Source organism: Haloactinopolyspora alba, assembly GCF_003014555.1.
Lineage (GTDB): Bacteria > Actinomycetota > Actinomycetes > Jiangellales > Jiangellaceae > Haloactinopolyspora > Haloactinopolyspora alba.
Genome location: NZ_PYGE01000004.1, coordinates 99,164 through 120,197 on the forward strand (window position 1 = coordinate 99,164; position 21,034 = coordinate 120,197).

Below are 21,034 nucleotides of genomic sequence, written 5' to 3' on the forward strand. Positions count from 1 at the left end.
TCTAGAAGTGCTGAGAGTGATCGCCAGGGTTGTGCTGTCGCGTCGGCGGCAGCAGAACCCTGACGATCACCGGTCGAGGTGACCGGTCAGGTCACCGGGTCAGCATCACCGGGCGACGTCCGATCGGGCCGCCGCGGCCAGCACCTGCTGTGCCTCCTGCCTGGTGAACAGCTCCTCGGCCCGCCACGCCTCGACGAGGTCACGGACCGTCCGCACGAACGCGCCGTGGTCGTCGAACGGGCGCTGCTGATCGACCAGGTCGAGGAAGGTGCAGCCGTCGCCGCGGTCGTGGTTCGGAACGCCGGAGTCGTCGTCGCCGAACGCGATCGACTCGTCCGCGGAGTGCCCACCCGGACACGCGTCCGCGCCCGGGTTCTCGGCCACGGTCACCGTCGCCCGTGCCCGGATGCCGGTGCCGTCCACGGTCCCGCCGACGGTGAACTCTCCCGGCGCCACGTACTGCGCCGGTTCGACGGCGTCCCAGGTCACCGGTATCCGGCTGTCCTTGGAGCCGTCGTTGTAGGTGGCGACGACGGTCGCGGGCAGGCTCGGCGCGACGCCGACCCGGGTGCGGACCGACACGTCGGCCACGCTGGTGATCTCGACCGCGTCGGTGACCCGGACCCAGACCGTGGCCTCGACCGGCAGGGTGGTGTCCTCGGCGATCCCGGAGACGGTGAAGCTGGTGCCGCCTTCGGCCACCTGCCCCGGCTCGACGCTCGCCCAGGAGACGGACGACCGCGCAGTGGAGCCGTCGGCGTACTCCAGGGTGACCGTCGACGGAAGGTCAGGGAGCTCACCCTCGAGGGTCGGGGTGTGGACCGCTGCGACGTCGACCGGCTGCTCGGCGAGGATCTCCCACTCACTCACCCCGACGGCGGAGTAGCTGGTGCCGTCGGCGTTCGGCGCCGCGTCGAACGTCGCCCGCAGCCGGGTGGTCGTGACCGGGTCGAACGTGGTGGTGTTCGTTCCGGTGCGGGCGGTTCCGTACCCGCTCGGGTTCGGCAGGTCCGTCCACGCCTCGGCCGAGCCGTCCCAGTACTGCACCGACCACGACTCCGGCACCGCGACGCCGTCACCGGTTCCGGCGGCGGTGTCCGTCCAGAACATCATCTCCGACCCGCTCACCCGCACCGGCTCCGGCCAGGTGTACTGCAGCCACTGGCTGGCCGGGCGCTCGCCCGACCAGGTGGCCCACACCTCGGCCTGGTCGCCGCCGGAGTTGGTGCCGCGGCCGTTGTTGACGGCGTCGACGCTGTTCCAGTCGGCGGTGTACGACGCCGACGCAGTGGCGTCCCCGGCGACGTTGACCCCGCCGTCACCGCCGTCCACCTCGACGACCACCTGCTCGGCGGAGTCGAGCTCACCGTCCGAGGCGCGGAGCTCGAGCGTGTAGGTGCCGGGCTCGGTGAACCGCGCCACCGTCGTGGCCGCCGACGGATCGTCGAAGACCACGGTCGCGCCTTCCGGCGCGCCGGCGACCTGCCAGGTCGAGGACAGCTCACCGGCGGGCAACGCGTCGTCCTCGACGATGCCGGTCAACCGGGCCCGGCCGGCCCCGGAGCCACCGGAGTCCTGCCATGCCCGTACGTACGGCGCCTTGTTCTCGCCGGCGGGCGCATCCGCCGCGGTGGCGAACGCCTGGAACTCGGTGAGACCGGTGGCGTGGGCGGGCCGGTGCGTCATCCGGACCCGCAGCTTCTGGGTGGTGACCGCCGGGAAGCGCACCCGGTTCCGGTTCGCGCGCGGATAGCTCGGCGACTTCACCTGGCCCGCCACGTCGCGCCAGGTGTCACCGTCCAGGTACTGCACGGTGTACATCGCCGGTTCCGCGTATCCGCCGTCCGACTTGTCGCTGTAGAAATGCAGACGGACGTCGTCCACCGTGGTCGGCTCGCCGAAATCGAGCTGGAAGGTGTCCGCCGGATTCGGTGAACCCTGCGAGCCCCAGAACGGCTCGTTGATGGTGAAGCCGTCCACGGCGCCGCCGGGTCCGCGTCCTTCCGCCGAGAACGAGGCCGAGGCGGTGGCGTCGGCGGCCAGGTTCGGCCCGCTGCCGGCGGCGGTGATGTCGCGGCCCGCCTTGGCGAACATGTCGACGACGCGGGAGTCGTCGCCGAAGCCGACCTCGTCCGCCGCGGCGAGGGTGGCGGTCGTGCTCGACAGCACTCGCGCGTCGCCGCCGTCGGGGAAGGTGACCTCGCCGGTGGCGGGGTCGTAGACGAGATGTGTCAGCGTGTCGACGGTGAAGGCGTGCTCGCCGTCGAGGTACACCGAGTACCCCTCCGGCACGCTCTCGCCGTACGGGCGCTCACCGTCGCCGGGCTCGTCCCAGGTGATCGAGAGGTCGGTCCCGTGGTAGTTGATGTCGGTGACGGTGAAGTGCGGCCAGTCGATGTCGATCGGCGACAGTTCGACCTTGTCGTCCGAACGTGGCCGGAAGCCCATCGCGTCCTCGATGACCGTCCAGTTCGTCGTGCCGAGGATCGTGTGGTGGATCCACGAGCGGTATCCGATGTTCTGCGGGTCGGCGCTGCCGTCCGCCCAGAACTCGTTCTGGTCCGGCCAGCGGTTGTCGCCGTCGACGTAGTGCGCCCACGCGTTCCACGACAGCAGTTTCTTGTACCACTCGTTGCCGATGTACTGGTTCGGGTAGTCGCGCAGCACCGAGGAGAGGAACCGGAACGTCACGGTCGAGTTGATGACGGAGAAGTTGTTGCTGCCCGGATGGCCCTGCTCGGCGGCCTCGGCCTTGTCGGCCTGGTTCGCGGTGTAGAAGGGGAAGATCGGGTACTCGCCCGCGTCCGCCCACAGCCGCAGTGCCTCGAGGTACTGCGGGTCCTCGTCCGGCTTCGGCATCAGCCCGACGGCGTACGGGTAGTAGTTGTTGATCTCCTTCCACGGCACCAGGTCGCCGGACTCGACGTGGCGATGTTTGACCAGCTTGTCCTCGGGATCCCACAGATGCTCGAGGACGGCGTCGCGCACGCGCTGCGCGATCGCGCGCATCTCGTCGGCCTTCGCGGTGTCGCCCAGGGTCTCGTACGCGTCGGCCGCGGCCTTGGCGTTGCTGTAGACGTAGGCGGACTCCGCCCGGTCGAGGTTGCCGGGGCGCCAGTCGAACGAGACCGCGTCGGCGTCGTTGCCGGTCATCGCGCCCCAGTCGTACTCGATCAGGCTGTTGCCGTCGGTGTCGTAGTGCTCCAGCTGCCCCTTGACGTCCTTCTCCGCGTACCGGGCGAGGTTGCGCACGATCTCGGTCGGGCCGCCGTGCACCTGGTACGACTGCCAGGCCGACTCGGACAGGTACTGGGTGTAGCTGTTCGACCAGTTCTCGGGGTCGCCGGGGTTGTCGGTGTACTTGGTGTTGCGCGACGTCTCTCCCGCGGAGACCCAGGGGCCGTACGAGTAGATCGGGTTGCGCAGGTACTTGAGGTCGTCGACGAACATGCCGATGGTCAGCACGATCGCGTTGTTGTAACCCAGCACGCCTTCCATCGAGGTCGGGAACTGGTAGTCCTGGCCGGGGATGTTCGCGTCCAGGAAGTTGTACCGCAGCAGCCACCAGCGGTAATAGAGGGTCTTCTCGATGTTGTCGTCGGGAATGTCGATGTACGGCAGGTTCTCCGCCCACCAGCGGTTGTACTCCTGCACATGGTCGCGGTAGGCGTCCCGCGGAGCGGCCGCCCGCACGGTGTCGTAGGCGGTGCGCGACTCCGGGATCTCCTCGGTGACGAACCCCAACTGGACCTTGGTCCGGGCGGAGCCTCCCGCGGGCACCGTGACGGTCCCGGTCAGCGCGCCGTCGGCGGGCTCCAGGCCATCACCGGAGAACCGGGGGAAGACCGTGGTCAGGTCGTTGCGCGCGGGCACGGTCCCGGTCAGCTCCGCGCCCTCGGGCTCGGTCGTGTACGGCGACGCCGCGCGCACCGCCACGTCCAGCCCGGTGGTGCCCGGGTTCCGGATCTCGAGGTTCGTCACGGCCACGTTGGCGTCGGTGATGTACTTCGTCTGCACCACGCGCAGGTCCAGCCCGTCCGCGGTGAACTCACTGCGCCAGTAGCTCGGGGTCTGGAGCCGGGCGTCGACGTCCTCGTTCAGGGTGACCGTGGTGCCGTCCACCGCGAGCTCGACGGTGTAGGCGTCGCGGCCGTCGATGCTCTCCCAGTAGGCGACGTCGCCGCCGAACCCCAGCTCGGAGGCGTCGTGTTCTTTCATGAACACCGCGCGGCCGCGGGTGAACAGCCAGTCGCCGGACGGGTCCGCGCCGTGCCGGGCCAGCATCCGGTCCATCCAGAAGCTGGTGCCGTCACCGCTGGCGAGGTCGGCCTGGTACATCTCGCGCATCGTGCCGTTCACGGTGAAGTCGGTCGGCAGGTCCGGCACCGGAGTGTCCGAGCCGGTGTAGGTCGGGTATCCGATCGCGCTGTTGTCGGCGGGCGCCGGCGCGGCCGTGCCCATGGACGCGAGCATGCCCGCGGCGATGCTTCCCGCTGCCAGCCGGCGTGCGTGTCGTCGTGCGTGTCGTCTTCGTGTGTGCACGTGTTGACCTCCGTTGGATCTGGGCCGGTGGCCGTGATCTGACCAGAGACGGTTCAGGTGTGTTCGTCGGCCGGACCTCCTTCGGGCGTGAGGGTGGGGAGCCAGACCCGCATGGTCGACGGGCCCCGCTCGGCCCACGTGAAGTACGGGACCAGCGGGATCCGCGCCGGCGTGCGCGTACCGGACGACGAAGCCGGCGACTGATACGGCCAGGACGCGTCGCCGACCTGTTCGTACGAGCCGGCGACCGTCACCGTGCCGTCGGCGTCCGCCGGGGCGGACGCGGCATCGACCCGGACGTCGTCGACCTCGTGGCCGGCCGGCAGGTCGGGCGATTCCACGCACATGACCAGCGGGCCCCGTTCGACGGCCGCGGTGCCGCGGACGGCGTCGATCCGCGGATCGGCCGCGACCCAGCGCGGCGACGTCGGCAGCTCCAGCCGCACCACCTCGCCGACCGCGAACCGCCTGTGCACGTCGGCGGTACCGGGCTCGACCGGACGCCGGCGACCGTCAGGCTCGACGAGCACGCCACCCCGTGTCGCCCACGCCGGAACCCGCAGCGACAGCGTCCAGGGCGTGCCGGGCGCCTCGGTGATGCGCACGGTCACGACACCGTCGTGCGGATAGCCGGTGGTCGTCTCGAAGCCGACGGGTGCGCCGTCGTCGAGGTGCGTCGAGACCACAGCGTCCGCGTACTGGTGGATCTGCAGGCCCGACGGTCCCGCCGTCACCAGGTACGTCGCGAGGCCGGCGAGGGTGCGTGCGACGTTGGGTGGGCAGCACGACACCGCGAACCACGGCGCGCGCATGCTGGACGCCGCCCGCGGGCTGTCGGTGTCCGCGGCCGGGACGGCGCCGCGGCGGCGCTGATGCAGCGTGTTGGCGTAGAAGAACGACCTGCCGTCCGCGGCGGGTGACGCGGCCACCACGTTGTACAGGGTGCGTTCGGCCAGGTCGGCGAACCTGGGCTCGCCGGTGGCCAGCAGCAGCCGCCAGCTGAGCATCACCGACGCGACGCCCGCGCAGGTCTCGGAGTACGCGCGGTCGGGCGGCAGCACGAAGTCGTCGCCGAACGCCTCGTCCATGTGCTGCGAGCCCATGCCGCCGGTGATGTAGGTGCGCCGCGCGACGGTCGCCTCCCACTGCCGGACCACCGCGTCGAGCAGGTCGTCGTCCCGGCTCTCGACGGCGACGTCGACCGCTCCCGACGCGAGGTAGAGCGCACGCACCGCGTGCCCGCGGAACACGTCCGCCTCGCGCACCGGGACGTCGTCCTGGTAGTACGTCCGGCCGAACTCGATGTCGGCCAGCGTCCCGTGTCCCCGCCGCTCGACGAACGCCACGGCCTGGTCGAGGTAGCGCTGCTCCCCGGTGTAGCGGGCGAGCTCGACCAGGGCCATCTCGATCTCCGGGTGCCCGCAGACGCCGTCGAGCCCGTCCGGGCCGAAGACGTCGCAGACGTGGTCGGCCGCGCGCCTGGCGATGGTGACGAACACGTCGTCGGCGCCGGCGGTGCGAGCACGGGCGACACCGGCCTGGATCAGGTGGCCGTAGCAGTAGAGCTCGTGCCCCCACTCGAGGTCGCTGTACCGACCGGGCTGGCCGGGCCGGCCGAACGCGGTGTTCAGGTAGCCGTCGTCCTCCTGGACCGGCGCGATGATCGCGGTGAGCTCGCGGATCGCCGCGTCCGGCCCCGGGTCGCCGGTCCGGCCGTGTTCCCAGGCCATCGCTTCGATCAGCTTGTACACGTCGGAGTCGGAGAACTCCCGCCCGCGCCGGTCGCGCGGCAGCCGCCCCTCGACGGCCGCCCGGAAGTTGTCGATCCAGCCGACGTGGTGCATCCAGCGCAGGCAGTGCTCGAGCGTCGCGGCGGCGTTCGTGCGCTGCCGCTCGCCCCAGAAGCCTCCGGTGATGCGTACCTCGCCGATCCCGAGCGGACGCAACCGCCCGCGGGACGGCGCGACCGGAAGCGCGGACTCGTGGACTCCGGACAGGGGATTCGCCGTCACTCGGGGCGCACCTTTCACTCGGCGATCGGGACCGCTGGTGGTCGACTCGGTGTCCTGCAGCGGCCTCATCCCTTCAGCGCCCCGGACATGAAGCCGCGGATGTAGTGCCGCTGCAGGAGGAGGAACAGCGCCAGGCACGGCACGGCGAGCACCACCACGCCGGCCTCGGTGGCCCCGTAGTCGATCGCGCCCATGCTCTGCTGGCGCAGGTTCGCGATCGCGAGGGGCAGCGGCGCCTTCGAGCTGTCGCTGATCAGGATGAGGGGGGCGATGAAGTCGTTCCAGGCGGCGAGGAAGGCGAACAGGCCGACGGTGATGAGGCCGGGCTTCACCGCCGGGAGCAGGATCCGGCGCAGCGCACCGAACGTGCCGCACCCGTCGACCTGCGCGGACTCCTCAAGCTCGCGTGGCACCGCTTCGAACGAGATGCGCATCATGAACGTCGCGAACGGCAGCTGGTACATCGCCAGCACCAGGCTCAGCCCGATCAGCGTGTTCGACAGGTTGAGGTTGCCGAGCAGCACGTACAGCGGGATGAGCAGGGTCGCGTACGGGACCATCAGGATCGCCAGCGTCAGCAGGAACAGCACGTTCTTCCCCGGGAAGTCGAACCGGGCGAACGCGTACCCGCCCAGCAGCGAGACGCCCAGGGTCAGCACGACCGTCGCGATCGAGACGTACGTGCTGTTCCACAGGTACTGCCACAGTCCGGCGTCGTACTCGAGCAACGTCCGGTAGTTGCCGAAGCCGAAGCCCTCGTCCTGCGCGGTGCCGGCCTGCGGTGAGACCGACGCGAACGCGCTCCACACCAGCGGGAACATGAAGATGACGGCGAGTCCACCGGCCAGGACGTAGTACGGGGTGCGGCCCAGGTGGGAGGTGAGCTTCATGCGTGGCTCCATGTCAGGCCTCGTCCGCTCGGCGCAGCCCGAGGAACTGGGCGATGTTGAGGATCAGCAGCACGACGAGGACGATCATGGAGATCGCGGCGGCGGTGCCGAGGTCGAGGCGCTGGAAAGCTTCGCGGTAGATCAGCTGCACCACGGTGACGGTGCTGTTGTCCGGCCCGCCCTTGGTGAGGATGAAGAACTGGTCGAACGCGAGCAGCGAACCGGTGACGCACAGGATCAGCGTCAGCGCGATCGACGGGCGCAGCAGCGGCAGCGTGATGCTGCGGAAGGTCTGCCAGCGGCTCGCGCCGTCCATCCGGGCCGCCTCGTACACGTCGTGCGGGATGCCCTGCAGGCCCACCAGCAGGATGAGCATGTAGAAGCCGGCGAACTTCCAGACGATCAGGAACACCGTCGACCACAGCGCCGAGGTCGACGTGCCGAGGAACGATATCGGCCCGTCGGCGAGGCCGAGCCACTCCAGGATCGGCCCGATCGGGCCGATGGAGGGGCTGTAGAGGCCCCAGAACAGCAGTGAGGCCGACGCCAGCCCGAGTGCACTGGGCAGGAAGAACACCGTCCGGAAGAAGCCGACACCGGGACGCTGCTCCTGGACCATCAGCGCCAGCAGCAGCGCCAGCCCGAGCAGGATGACGGTGACGATCACGGTGTACAGCAGCGTGAACCGCACCGCCGGCCAGAACAGCGCGTTGTCCGCGACGGCGGTGTAGTTGTCCGGGAGGTTCAGGCCCTGGTCGCCGCGCAGCAGCGGCCAGTCGCTGGCCGACATCCGGCCGACGAGCAGCAGCGGCACGATGAAAAGCACCAGCACGAACAGCGCTGTGGGGCTGGCGTAGCCGATGCCCTTGAGTGCACGTGAACGCCACCAGGGTGTCCGGCGAGTCGGGGCGCGGTCCCGGACGGGCGACGCGACCGGACGGTCTGTCACCTGTGACTGCATGGTTCTCCTTCGCCGTCAGCTGCTCAGCGAGCTGCTGACCGCCTCGTTGTTCTCCTCGAGCTTGGTCTCGTCGCCGTAGACGGCGTCGCGCATCAGCGTCAGCCACGGCCCGTTCGGGTCGTTGAACGTCTGCCCGAAGTTCAGCGAGTACGGCGTCCGGCCGCTGGCGAGTAGCTCGTTGACGGTCACCAGCCGCGGGTCCGCGTCGGAGTGCTTGTTGCTGGCCAGGTCGGTCCTGGCGACGACGTCACCGTTCGCCGCGACCACGTCGATCTGTGCTTCGTCGCCGAGGGACCACGCCAGGAAGTTCCAGGCCTGGTCGACGTGCTCGCTCGCGGCCGAGATGCCGATGGCGTCGCCGCCGACGAAGGTCGACTCGCCGCCGTCCGGGCCGGGAATCGGCGCCACCCCGAAGTCGAGGTCGTCGGGCATCAGGCCGAACGTCGTGGACGGCATCGGCATCACGCCGATGTTTCCCTCGGGGAAGTAGCCGGTCCATGTGGTGCCGGTCTCGTCGCGCGCCCCCGGAGCGGTGACGTCGTCGGCGGCCCAGCCGCGGTACACGTCGTAGACCTGCTGGGCGACGTCGGAGGCGAGGTTGGCTTCGGTGCCGTCGTCGTTCATGACGTCCTCGCCGGCGGCCCAGATCGACGGCCACCAGGTGAACACGCCGCATCCGCCGCAGTTGCCGCCGAAGAACGTGCCGTGGACGTCGTCGCCGAGCGCGTCGATGGCGCGGGCGTGCTGGTCCCACTCGGCGAGGGTGGTGGGCGGCTGCTCGGGATCCAGCCCGGCCTTGGCGTACAGGTCCTTGTTGTAGAACAGCACCGACAGGTCGAGGGTGTGCGGGACGACGTACTTGCTGCCCTCGAACGTGCCCGCGTCGATGTGCGCCGGGGCGAGGGCGTCGGCGTACGGCAGCGACTCGATCCGGTCGGTCAGGTCGGTGAACAGCCCGCTGGACGTGTAGTTCGGCACGAACACCACGTCGGAGGCGAACAGGTCCGGCAGTTCACCGGAGCCGGCGGCGGCGCCGACCTTGGCCTGGTAGTCGTCGGTGGGGATGACGGTGAGCTCGATCTGGTTCTCGTGGCTCTCGTTGTAGGCGGCGACGAGTGCCTCGCTCTGCGCCTGCGTCGCGGCGCGCGTCCACATGGTCAGGGTGGTGCCGTCGTCGACGCCGTCGGGGCCGCCGGCTCCGGTTTCGCCGGAGGTCTCGCCGGAGCCGCCGGATCCGCAGGCGGTCACGAGGCCGACGGCCGCGATGGCCGCGATCGTTCTCGTGCTGCCGCGGCCGGGGTGTCGCCGCGCTCTGGTCGCTGTCCGCATTGTCCATCTCCCTCGCGTGGACGGTGTGTCGAGGCCGGTCGGACGGGCGTCGGTGCCTGGCCGCCACAGAAAAGACCGAAAAGGATTTCAGTGCAACATAGAGGGGTTGGCCGGACGCGTCAACCCCTGTTTCAGCGGTACTTTCGCGTCATACGTGCATAGGAAGGCGTCGGCTACCGAAAGCCGGCAACCCTACTTTCGGTGCATCGCTGTATACTGAACGCGCTCAGCTGGGTGGACCGACGACGAGGAGCGCGACGATGGTCGAGGGGACACGGCCGGCCGGTGCTCGCGCGGTGACGCTCAGCGACGTCGCCCGGCTGGCGGGCGTGTCCGTCCCTACGGCGTCGAAGGCGCTCAACGGGCGTAGTCAGGTCCGCGCCGAGACGCGCGAGCGCGTGTTCGAGGCGGCCGAGCAGCTCTCGTTCCAGCCGAACCAGCTGGCGCGCGGGCTGCTGGCCGGGCGCAGCGGCACCGTGGGACTGCTCACGAGCGACCTCGAAGGACGCTTCAGCATCCCGATCATGATGGGCGCCGAGGACGCGTTCGGCGCCGGTCAGGTGGCGGTCTTCCTCTGCGACGCCCGCGGTGACGCCATCCGCGAGCAGCACCACGTGCAGGCGCTGCTCAGCCGCCGCATCGACGGGCTGATCGTCGTCGGCAGCCGCACCGATCCACGGCCGTCGCTCGGGCCGGACCTTCCGGTTCCGGTCGTGTACGCGTACGCGCCGTCGGATCAGGCGGACGACACGTCGATCGTGGTCGACAACGTCGGTGCCGGCAGGCAGGCGGTGGAACACCTGCTGGCGTGCGGCCGGCGCCGGGTCGCGCACGTCACCGGCGACCCCGGGTACGGCGCTTCCCGCGAGCGGGCCGAGGGCGCTCTCGCGGCGCTGGACGAGGCGGGCACCGCCCTGGTCGGCGGCGTCCGGTACGGAACCTGGTCGGAGGGGTGGGGGCGCGCGGCCACGTCGATGCTGCTCGACCAGCACCCGGACGTGGACGCGATCCTGGCCGGCAGCGACCAGGTCGCCCGCGGCGTCGTCGACGTGCTACGCGAACGCGGCCGGGAGATCCCCGGCGACGTCGCGGTCATGGGCTTCGACAACTGGGAGATCCTGACCACGAACGCCAGGCCGCCGCTGACCAGCATCGACATGAACTTCGAGCGGCTCGGGCGGGTGGCCGCGCAGCGCCTGTTCGCCGCCATCGACGGCGCGCCGCCCGGTGGCGTCGAGGCGTTGCCCACCCGGCTGGTCATCCGCGAGTCGACCGCGCCGCAGACCTGACGCCGGTCGAGGTCACCGGCCCGTCGGGGCCGCGGTGCTGTCGCGCCGGGCCAGCCGTGGCGGCAGCAGGGTCAGCCCGGGCGCCTCGCGTCCGTGCAGCTTGTTCATGACCATGTCGACGGCGCGGCTGCCGATCTCGGCCGCGGGGATCGCGATGGACGTCAGCGGCACCCGCATCCGCTCGGCGACGTCGTCGGTGCACATCGAGACGATCGAGATGTCGTCCGGGACCTTGCGGCCCATGCTCGACAACGTCTCGAGCAGCATCGGCGCCGCGTGCTCGTTGTGCACCACCAGCGCGGTCAGCTCGGGCAACTCGGCGAGCAGCGCCTCGACCGCGGTGGCGACGCCGGCGTAGGTGAACTCGCAGGGTCGCACGGCGACGCGGGCGCCGTGCCGTTGCGACGCCGCGGTGAACCCCTCGATGAAGCGGTCGGCGAATCCGGTCCGCCGCGAGTACACGCTGGGCGGCTGGCCGACCAGGCCGACGTGCCGGTGACCGAGCTCGGCGAGATGGTCGACGGCGAGCTCACCGGCCGCGACGAAGTCGAGGTCGACACTGGTCAGCTCGCCGGCGTCCCCGGCGACGCCGATCAGCACGCACGGCCGGTCGAGTGTGCGCAGCACCGGGATGCGGGCGTCCTCGCGTTCGACGTCCATCACCACCAGCGCGTCGGCCATGGACCCGGTGGCCACCCGCGAGATTCCGTCGCCGCCCTCGTCGTGGGTGAGCAGCAGGACGTCGTGGTCGTGCCCGCGTGCGGCGGTGACCACCCCGGTGGCGAACTGCAGCAGCGTCGGCACGTGCATGTCGTCGCGCAACGGCAGCATGAGGGCGACGACGTTGGACTTGCTGCTGGCCAGGGCGCGGGCGCCGGCATGGGGCCGGTAGCCCAGCGTGCGGATGCTGTCGTCGATGCGGCGCCGGGCGGACTCCGAGATCGGGCGCTTGCCGCTGAGGGCGTACGACACCGTGCTGGGTGCGACGCCGGCGTGCCGAGCCACGTCGGCGATGGTTGCCATGGCACCAAGGATAAGTCCCGCACGGATCTTGACACCGGCAGATGTCGCTGCCACTGTCGAAGCGCTTCGATACAGCCATGAGGCCGGACGCCGCATGTTTCGACAGCCGGCGACACCGGCCCCAGAACGAGAGGTGGTCGATCGATCGTGGCTCGTCTCCGCCGGCTCCTCGGCGTTCTCGCCGTTCCACTCCTCGCCGCGCCCGCGTTGTCGCAGGCGGCGGCCGCCCAGGAGCCCGACATGCCGTTCCGGAACCCGGATCTCCCCGTCGACGAACGCATCGACGACCTCCTCGGCAGGTTGACGCTGGAGGAGAAGGTCTCGCTGATGCACCAGTGGCAGCCGGCGATTCCACGGCTGGACATCCCGGCCTTCCGCACCGGAACCGAAGCCCTGCACGGCGTCGCCTGGCTCGGTGAGGCCACCGTGTTCCCGCAGGCCATCGGCCTCGGCAGCACGTGGAACCCGGAGCTGCTCGAGGATGTCGGCTCGGTCGTGGGAACCGAGGCGCGGGGGTTCAACGCGATCGATCCGGACTACCACGGGCTCAACCTGTGGGCTCCGGTCGTCGACCCGCTGCGTGACCCCCGAGCCGGACGGAACGAGGAGGGCTACTCCGAGGACGCGCTGCTCACCGGTGTGATGTCCACCGCCTACGCGCAGGGCATGCGCGGCGACCACCCCGATTACCTGAAGAGCTCACCGATGCTCAAGCACTTCATCGGTTACAACAACGAGGTCGACCGGTCGACGACGAACTCCAGCATGCCCGCGCGGATGCTGCAGGAGTACTACCTCGAGTTCTTCCGCCCGGCCATCGAGTCCGGAGCCGTCAGCGGCATCATGGCCTCGTACAACTTCGCCAACGGGCGGCCCGCCCACCTGTCGCCGCTGATCGAGGACGAGGTCCGGTCGTGGAACGACGTCTTCGTCGTCAGTGACGCCTACGCGCCGACCAACGTGACCGGGTCGCAGAACTACTACGACACCCCCGCCAAGAGCCACGCCGCCCTGGTGAAGGCCGGCATCGACAGCTTCACCGACCGCGGCGAGGACTCCTCGTTCACCACCGCGAGCATCACCGCCGCGCTCGACGCCGGCCTGCTGACCGAGTCCGACCTGGACCGGTCGCTGCGGAACATGCTGCGGGTCCGCTTCCGCCTCGGCGACTTCGACCCGCCCGGGCTCAACCCGTACGAGGACATCGGCCCCGAGGTCATCAACGCCCCGGAGCACCAGCAGCTGGCGCGTGAGGCCGCGACCGAACAGACCGTCCTGCTCAAGAACGAGGGCGACGCGCTGCCCCTGGACGAGGACGGCGCCGGCGACGTCGCCGTCATCGGACCGCTGGGCGACACCCTCTACGAGGACTGGTACAGCGGCACCATGCCGTACAAGGTCACCCCGCTGGACGGGCTGCGTGAGCGGCTCGGCGCCGACCGGGTGTCGGCACACGAGGGTGTCGACGAGATCGCGCTGCGCGTCGCCGAGACCGGCGACTACGTGACCGCACCCACCGACGAGTCCGGCGGGCAGCTGACCACGAGCGGATCCGGCGTCGGGACCGCCGAGACGATGTCGCTGTTCGACTGGGGCCAGGGCGTCTACGCGCTGCGCACCGAGGCGAACGGCAAGTACGTGTCGCGCGGCTGGGACGACGTCCTCCGCAACGATCAGGTGCAGCCGAACGGCTGGCAGGTACGCGAGACGTTCACCTTCACCGACGCCGAGGACGGCACGGTCCTGGTGCGCAACGTGCAGAGCGGCAACTACCTGACCGTTGGCGCCGACGGCGGCCTCACCACCGGGACGGCGGACGCCGCCGAGGCCACCCGGTTCGTCCGCGAGACGGTGAGCAGCGGCATCGACGAGGCCGTCGCCACCGCCGAGGCCGCCGACACCGTCGTCATGGTCGTCGGGAACAACCCCTACATCAACGGTCGCGAGACCGACGACCGCGAGGACATCAGGCTGCCGGCCGCGCAGCGCGAGCTGATCCGCGCCGTCACCCGGGCCAACCCGGACACCACCCTCGTCGTCGAGTCCAGCTACCCGCTGGCGATCAACTGGGCCGACGAGAACGTGCCGTCGATCCTGTGGACGTCGCACGCCGGCCAGGAGACCGGTCACGCGCTCGCCGACGTGCTGCTCGGCGACGTCTCTCCGGCAGGCCGGCTTCCGCAGACCTGGTACCGCTCGGTGGACGAGCTGCCGAGCATCCTGGAGTACGACATCGCCCGCGGCGACACGACGTACCTCTACTACGACGGCGACCCGCTGTACGCGTTCGGGCACGGGCTGACCTACACCGACTTCACCTACTCGCAGCCGCGGGTCAGCAGCTCCACGCTCGACCCGGACGGGACGGCCGAAGTCAGCGTCGACGTCACGAACACCGGCGACGTCGACAGCGACGAGGTGGTGCAGCTCTACAGCCGGGCGCTGGACTCACCGGTCGAGCAGCCGAACCGGGAACTTCGCGCGTTCGAGCGGGTGCACGTGCCGGCCGGCGCGACGCACACCGTGACGTTCGACGTGTCCGGCGCGGACCTGCGGCACTGGGACGTGGTGTCGGACCGGCTCGTGCCCACGGCCGGGCGGCACGAACTGCTGGTGGGAAGCGCGTCCGACGACATCCGCGGCACGGCGAGCGTGCGGGTGCCGGGATCGGTGCAGCAGCCGACGCGGCACCTGGCCCGTGAGGCCGAGAACGTCGCCGACTTCGACGACTACCAGGGCGTGGAGATCGTCGACCGGTCGAAGACCGCCGGCGACTCCGTCGGCGCCCACGCGGGCGACTGGGTGGCGTTCGAGCAGGTGGCGCTCAGCCGCAGCATCCGTGAGCTGCGCCTCGAGGTCGCGCGCGAGGCGAGCGGCACGGCTCGGGTCCAGGTGCGGCTCGGCTCCGCCGACGGGCGCTTGCTCGGTTCGGCGGACGTCGCGAGCACCGGCGACCGCTACGCCTACGAGACGGTGCCGGTGCCGCTGGACGAGGTTCCCGGCGGCCGGCACGACCTGGTGCTCGTGTTCGGCGGCGAGATGCGCGCGTCGACGGTGCGGCTGTCGCGCTGAGCCGTGTTCGTCAGGGTCCTGCTGCCGCCAGAGCGACAGCAGGACCCTGACGGACGGTTCACAGACCCTCGGCGAGGCGGTAGTAGGCCTGGTTCCAGCGGATCTCGTTGGCGAAGTCCCGGGTTGTCGTGCGGTCGTCGATCACCAGCAACTCGGTGCGCAGCATCTCCGCGAGCGCATTCAGCTCGTCGACGCCCACGGCGGCCGACAGCACGGTGTGGTGCGGCCCGCCCGCGGTCAGCCAGGACTCCGCCGAGGTCGACAGGTCCGGGCGCGGCTGCCACACCGCCCGCGCCACGGGCAGGTTCGGCAGCGGCTGGTCCGGCTCGACGACGTCGATCTCGTTGGCGACCAGCCGGAACCGGTCGCCCATGTCGGCGATGCCGACGACCACCGCAGGGCCGGGTGCGGCGTCGAACACGAGCCGCACCGGGTCCTCGCGGTCGCCGATGCCGAGCGGATGGATCTCGCACGACGGGGTGCCACCGGCGATGGTGGGACAGACCTCCAGCATGTGCGCGCCCAGGATCTTCGGCTCGCCGGGACCGAAGTGGTACGTGTAGTCCTCCATGAACGACGTGCCGCCCGGCAGCCCGGCGGCCATCGCCTTGACGGTGCGCAGCATGACCGACGTCTTCCAGTCGCCCTCGCCGCCGAAGCCGTAGCCGTCGGCCATCAGCCGCTGCACGGCCAGGCCCGGCAGCTGGCGCAGCCCGCCGAGGTCCTCGAAGTTCGTGGTGAACGCCCCGTACCCGCCCTCGGTGAGGAAGCTGCGCAGCCCCGCCTCGATCCGGGCCGCGTAGCGCAGCGACTCGCGCCGGTCGCCGTCCTTGCGCAGCGCCGGCGCCAGGTCGTAGACGTCGTCGTACTCCGCCACCAGGGTGTCGACGTCGGCGTCGGGCACGGTGTCGACCACCCGGACGAGGTCGTTGACGCCGTACGTGTTCACCGACACGCCGAAGCGGCGCTGCGCGTCGACCTTGTCGCCCTCGGTCACGGCGACGCCGCGCATGTTGTCGCCGAACCGGACCACGCGCAGCGAGCCGAGCTCGGCGCGGCCGGCGGCGGCCCGCACCCACGACGCGACCCTGCCGGCCACCGCCGGATCGTCGACGTGGCCGGCCACCGTGGTGCGGGCGACACCGAGCCGCGACTGGATGTAGCCGAACTCGCGGTCGCCGTGCGCCGCCTGGTTCAGGTTCATGAAGTCCATGTCCAGCTCGGACCACGGCAGCGACATGTTGGCCTGGGTGTGCAGGTGCAGCAGCGGGGTGCGCAGCTCCTCGAGCCCGCTGATCCACATCTTCGCCGGTGAGAACGTGTGCATCCACGCGATCAGCCCGACACAGGTGTTCGCCGCGTTTGCTTCCAAACAAACGCGGCGGATGGCGTCCGCGTCCGTCAGCACCGACTTCCACACGATCCGTACCGGGATCTCCGGGCGTTGGTCGAGCGACGCGGCGATCTCGCGCGCCTGCGCGGCCACCTGCTGCAGCGTGTCGTCGCCGTAGAGCCCCTGGCTCCCGGTCAGGAACCAGATCTCGCGGTCACCGAACACGGACTCCATCGTTTCCTCCTCAGCGGGCACGGGCCGTGGCCTGGCCGTAGGCGTTCTGATAGCGGTCGTACAGGCTGTCGACGTCGGCCGGCTCGATCGGCTCGGGCTCGCCGAGCTGGCGCGCGACGTGCACGGTCTTGGCGACGTCCTCGCACATCACCGCGGCCTTCACCGCCGCGCGCGCGTCCTTGCCGATGCTGAACACGCCGTGGTTGCGCATCAGCACCGCCGGCGAGCGGTGCCCGTCGAGGGTGCCGACGATGCCGCGGCCGATGGAGTCGTCGCCGATCAGGGCGAACGGTCCCACCGGGATCTCGCCGCCGAACTCGTCGGCCATCGCGGTCAGCACGCACGGGATCGCCTCGCCGCGGGCCGCCCATGCGGTGGCGTACGTCGAGTGGGTGTGCACGACGCCGCCGACGCCGGGCATGTTCCGGTAGACGTAGGCGTGCGCGTCGGTGTCGCTGGACGGCGCGTGCCGGCCGTCCACCAGCGTGCCGTCCAGGTCGCAGACCACCATCGACTCCGGCGTCAGGTCGTCGTAGGAGACGCCGCTGGGTTTGATGACGAACAGGTCGGCGCCGGGCACCCGGCCGGACACGTTCCCCGACGTCCAGGCCACCAGGTCGTTGCGCACCAGTTCGGCATGCAGGTCACAGACCGCGCGGCGCAGCTCGTCCACGGCGTCGGTCATCGCGCTCTCCCGTCTCGTCGTCGCTGTGCTCATGCGCCACCCGCCGCGTGGCTGATGCGCCGCAGCCGGTGCATGACGTCGTTGCCGTCGGGGGTGGTGCGGGCGCGGCCGAAGTGGTCGTGCAGCGCGAGGTACTCGGCGTAGAGCGCGTCGTAGGCCTTCGACCGGTCCGGGTCCGGTACGTACACCGCACGTTCCACCCGGCCCATGGCTGCTGCGGCGGTGTGGATGTCCGGGTACGCGCCGGCGGCGACGGCCGCGTGCAGCGCGGAACCGAGCGCCGGGCCCTGCTCGGAGGTGATGGTGCTCAACGCCATCCCGGTGACGTCGGCGTAGATCTGCATGAGCAGCCGGTTCTTGAGCAGCCCTCCGGCGACGATCAGCTCGGTGACCGGGACCCCGGCGCCCGTGAACGCCTCGATGATCCTCCTGGTGCCGAACGCCGTCGCCTCGATCAGCGCGCGGTAGGTGTCCTCGGGCCTGGTGGCGAGCGTCTGGCCGACGATCACGCCGGACAGCTGGTGGTCGACGAGGACGGAACGGTTGCCGTTGTGCCAGTCGAGCGCGACCAGCCCGTGCTGACCGACCTCCTGCTCGGCGGCGAGCTCGGTGAGGTACTCGTGGATCGAGACGCCACGGCGCGCGGCCTCGTCGGTGTAGGCGGCCGGGACACTGGTGTCGGCGAACCACCCGAAGATGTCGCCGACCCCGCTCTGCCCGGCCTCGTATCCCCACAGCCCGGGGACGATGCCGCCGTCGACCACGCCGCACATCCCGGGGACGTCACGGACGACGTCGCTGCTCATGACGTGGCAGGTGGAGGTGCCCATGATCGCGACCATCTGGCCGGGGTCGACCGCGCGGGCCGCCGGCGCGGTGACGTGGGCGTCGACGTTGCCGACGGCGACGGCGATGCCCTCCGGCAGCCCGGTCCACGCGGCCGCCTCCGCGGTGAGCCCGGCGGCACGGGAGCCCAGCTCGCCGATCGGCTGCTCCACCTTGTCGGTGACGAACCCGGCGAAGTCCGGGTTCAGTGCGGCGAGGTAGTCGCGGGACGGGTACTCGCCGTCCTGCCGCAGCGCCTTGTACCCCGCGGTGCAGGCGTTGCGGACGTAGGTGCCGCTGAGCCGCCAGACGATCCAGTCGGCGGCTTCGACCCAGCGGTCCATCGCGGCGTAGAGCTCCGGGTCCTCCTCGAGGATCTGCAGCCCTTTGGCGAACTCCCACTCCGAGGAGATCAGCCCGCCGTAGCGCGGCAGCCACGTCTCGTTCCGGTCGGCGGCGAGCTGGTTGATGCGGTCGGCGTGCGGCTGTGCGGCGTGGTGCTTCCACAGCTTCACGTAGGCGTGCTTGCGACCGGCGTACTCGGGGAGGTCGCACAGCGGGGTGCCGTCGGCGAGCGTCGGCACCATCGTGCACGCGGTGAAGTCGGTGGCGACGCCGACGACCGAGCCGGGGTCCACCCCCGCGGCGGCCACGGCCTCCGGGACGGCGGTCTTCAGCACGTCGATGTAGTCCGCCGGCACCTGCAGCGCCCAGTCCGGCGGCAGCGCCTCGCCGGTGGCCGGAAGGGTGGAGTCCACCACGCCGTGCCGGAAGTCGTGCACCGCGCTGCCGAGCTCGGCGCCGTCCGAGGCGCGGACGACGACGGCACGTCCCGACAGGGTGCCGAAGTCCACGCCGACGACCACGGGTCCGTCGTTGTGATCGCTCACATTTGTCTCCTCGTTCGTTTCCGGTCTCGACTGCGAAAGTGCGTTCAGGACGCCGGTGCGGTGCTGGCGCGCCGGATCAGCTCCGGCTCGACGACGTGGCGGGCTTCGTCGGGTGCTCGCTGGCTTCCGTGTTCCACGAGGTCGAGCAGCATCCGGATGCTCGCGCGCCCGACCTCGGCGAAGTCCTGCCGCACCGTCGTCAGCGGAGGCGAGAAGAACTCCGCCTCGGGGACGTCGTCGAATCCGACCAGGCTGACGTCGTCGGGGACACGCAGGCCGGCCTCTGCCAGCGCCCGCATCAGCCCGAGCGTCATCTGGTCGTTGGCGACGAAGATCGCGTCGGGACGGTGCCGGCGGGCCAGCACGGCGCGTCCGGCCGCGTAGCCGGACCGCGGGCTCCAGTCACCGCGGATGATCTCGGGGACCGGCGCGCCGGCGTCCTCGATCGTGTCGCGCCAGCCGCGCAGCCGGCCCTCGGCCTCGAGCCATTCGGCCGGCCCGGCGACGTGCTGGACCGTCGTGTGCCCCAGTTCGAGCAGGTGCCGGGTGGCCTGTGCCGCACCGGCGGACTGGTCGACGGCGACGACCGGCGTGGTGCCGGCCTCGCCGCCCTCGACCGCGACGATCGGCAGCCCGCTCGGGAGCTCGGCCACCGCCTCGGCCGCGGTGCGCTGCGGCGCGATGGCGATGATGCCGTCGACGGACTGTTCGACCAGATACGACAGCGCCTCGCCGACGGAGCTGCGGGTGATGGTCTTCAGGCTGACGATGCTGATGAAGTAGCCCGCCTCGCGTGCCGCGTGCTCGATGCTGAACAGCGTGCTCGCCGGACCGTACAGCGTGGTGTCGAACGCGACCACGCCGAGCGTGTTGGTCCGCCGGGTGACCAGTGCCCGCGCCGACAGGTTGCGCCGGTACCCGAGCTGGCCGATGGCGTCGAGCACGCGTTCGCGGGTGGCTGGCCGGACGTTGGGGTGGTCGTTGAGGACGCGGGAGACGGTCTGGTGGGAGACCCCGGCGAGTTCGGCCACGTCGGCCATGACGGGGCTACGTGCGGCTACGTCGGACGTCATGCCACCTCGCCTCCCGTGTGTGGGCACGATTGTGAGCGCTAACAGGCACCCTCGTCAAGTACGGGCCGCCGGCGTGTCATCCGCTCAGCTGGTCCAGCTGGGCCATCTCGTCGTCGGTCAGCGAGAACCCGAACACGTCGGCGTTGGCGGTGATGCGCTCGGGGGTGGCGGACTTCGGGATCACGACGACACCGTGCTCGACGTGCCAGCGCACGACCACCTGTGCCGGCGAGACGCCGTGATCGTGCGCGATCTGCACGAGAACCGGGTCGGCCAGGTCGCCGGCCCGGAACGGGCTGTACCCCTCCGGGGTGACCCCGCGCTCGTGTAGCTGCGCCAGCCGCTGCGCGTCGTACCTGGCGGGGCTCCACCGGATCTGGTTCACCACCGGGGTCACTCCGGAGCGTTCGCTGAGCTCGTCGATCTGCGGCGTGCTGTAGTTGCTGACGCCGATGCTGCGCGCGAGCCCGTCCTCGCGGGCCGCGACGAACTCCGTCCAGGTCGCCGGCCCGGCCTGCCCGTCGGGCGGCCAGTGCACCAGCCAGAGATCGACGTAGTCGAGACCGGTCTCGCGGAGGCTGGACGTGATGGCGCGACGCTCGTGCCCGGCGTCGCGCGGCTGCAGCTTGGTCGTGACGAACACCTGCTCACGGGGCACGCCGCTGTCGCGCACCGCCCGGCCCACCTCGGCCTCGTTGCGGTACATCGTCGCCGTGTCGACGTGGCGGTAGCCGGCGTCGAGGGCGTGCCGTACGGCCCGGTACGCGGTGTCGCCGGTCATCTGCCAGGTGCCGAGCCCGACGATCGGGATCCGCCGTCCGTCCGACAGGTCGACCTCGGGAATGGTGTCACGCGACGTCATGGCACCTGTCTACC

13 protein-coding genes are annotated in these 21,034 nt (G+C 70.7%); 2 read left to right on the forward strand and 11 right to left on the reverse strand.

The genetic code is table 11. The features are described from left to right. Positions 1 to 105: 105 nt before the first annotated feature. From CLV30_RS07035 to CLV30_RS07055, 5 genes are all read right to left on the reverse strand, one after another. Positions 106 to 4,461 carry an Ig-like domain-containing protein gene (locus CLV30_RS07035; protein WP_165358470.1) on the reverse strand — a complete coding sequence of 1,452 codons (4,356 nt, stop codon included), beginning with the start codon at positions 4,459 to 4,461 and terminating at the stop codon, positions 106 to 108. Between the two features lie 134 nt (positions 4,462 to 4,595). Beyond that, complete coding sequence (locus CLV30_RS07040; protein WP_205740526.1) at positions 4,596 to 6,554, reverse strand: glycoside hydrolase family 127 protein; 1,959 nt, start codon at positions 6,552 to 6,554, stop codon at positions 4,596 to 4,598. A 65-nt stretch (positions 6,555 to 6,619) separates the two neighbouring features. Continuing rightward, a complete protein-coding gene (locus CLV30_RS07045) occupies positions 6,620 to 7,444 on the reverse strand; it encodes a carbohydrate ABC transporter permease (protein WP_106536724.1) in 825 nt (274 codons plus the stop codon). Positions 7,445 to 7,457: 13 nt separating this feature from the next. Beyond that, the gene (locus CLV30_RS07050) at positions 7,458 to 8,405 is read right to left on the reverse strand and encodes a carbohydrate ABC transporter permease (protein WP_106536497.1); all 948 of its coding nucleotides are present in this window, start codon (positions 8,403 to 8,405) and stop codon (positions 7,458 to 7,460) included. A 15-nt stretch (positions 8,406 to 8,420) separates the two neighbouring features. After that, positions 8,421 to 9,734 carry an ABC transporter substrate-binding protein gene (locus tag CLV30_RS07055; RefSeq protein WP_106536498.1) on the reverse strand — a complete coding sequence of 438 codons (1,314 nt, stop codon included), beginning with the start codon at positions 9,732 to 9,734 and terminating at the stop codon, positions 8,421 to 8,423. Between the two features lie 260 nt (positions 9,735 to 9,994). On the opposite strand from CLV30_RS07055, the gene CLV30_RS07060 reads away from it, so the two are divergent. After that, positions 9,995 to 11,023, forward strand: a complete 1,029-nt coding sequence (locus tag CLV30_RS07060) for a LacI family DNA-binding transcriptional regulator (protein ID WP_106536499.1) — start codon at positions 9,995 to 9,997, stop codon at positions 11,021 to 11,023. Positions 11,024 to 11,035: 12 nt separating this feature from the next. On the opposite strand, the gene CLV30_RS07065 is transcribed toward CLV30_RS07060, so the two are convergent. Then, positions 11,036 to 12,046, reverse strand: a complete 1,011-nt coding sequence (locus CLV30_RS07065) for a LacI family DNA-binding transcriptional regulator (protein WP_106536500.1) — start codon at positions 12,044 to 12,046, stop codon at positions 11,036 to 11,038. A 147-nt stretch (positions 12,047 to 12,193) separates the two neighbouring features. On the opposite strand from CLV30_RS07065, the gene CLV30_RS07070 reads away from it, so the two are divergent. Further along, complete coding sequence (locus CLV30_RS07070) at positions 12,194 to 15,118, forward strand: glycoside hydrolase family 3 protein (protein WP_205740525.1); 2,925 nt, start codon at positions 12,194 to 12,196, stop codon at positions 15,116 to 15,118. A gap of 58 nt (positions 15,119 to 15,176) precedes the next feature. On the opposite strand, the gene araA is transcribed toward CLV30_RS07070, so the two are convergent. The 5 genes from araA to CLV30_RS07095 form a co-directional block, all read right to left on the reverse strand. Further along, positions 15,177 to 16,685, reverse strand: a complete 1,509-nt coding sequence (gene araA, locus CLV30_RS07075) for an L-arabinose isomerase (RefSeq protein ID WP_106536501.1) — start codon at positions 16,683 to 16,685, stop codon at positions 15,177 to 15,179. A 10-nt stretch (positions 16,686 to 16,695) separates the two neighbouring features. Further along, positions 16,696 to 17,370: an L-ribulose-5-phosphate 4-epimerase gene (locus tag CLV30_RS07080; protein ID WP_106536502.1), complete on the reverse strand. Its 675-nt coding sequence runs from the start codon at positions 17,368 to 17,370 to the stop codon at positions 16,696 to 16,698. A gap of 29 nt (positions 17,371 to 17,399) precedes the next feature. Continuing rightward, a complete protein-coding gene (gene araB / locus CLV30_RS07085; RefSeq protein WP_106536503.1) occupies positions 17,400 to 19,085 on the reverse strand; it encodes a ribulokinase in 1,686 nt (561 codons plus the stop codon). A gap of 44 nt (positions 19,086 to 19,129) precedes the next feature. Continuing rightward, positions 19,130 to 20,158: a LacI family DNA-binding transcriptional regulator gene (locus CLV30_RS07090; RefSeq protein WP_205740524.1), complete on the reverse strand. Its 1,029-nt coding sequence runs from the start codon at positions 20,156 to 20,158 to the stop codon at positions 19,130 to 19,132. Between the two features lie 76 nt (positions 20,159 to 20,234). Then, complete coding sequence (locus CLV30_RS07095; RefSeq protein WP_106536505.1) at positions 20,235 to 21,020, reverse strand: aldo/keto reductase; 786 nt, start codon at positions 21,018 to 21,020, stop codon at positions 20,235 to 20,237. Positions 21,021 to 21,034: the final 14 nt, after the last annotated feature.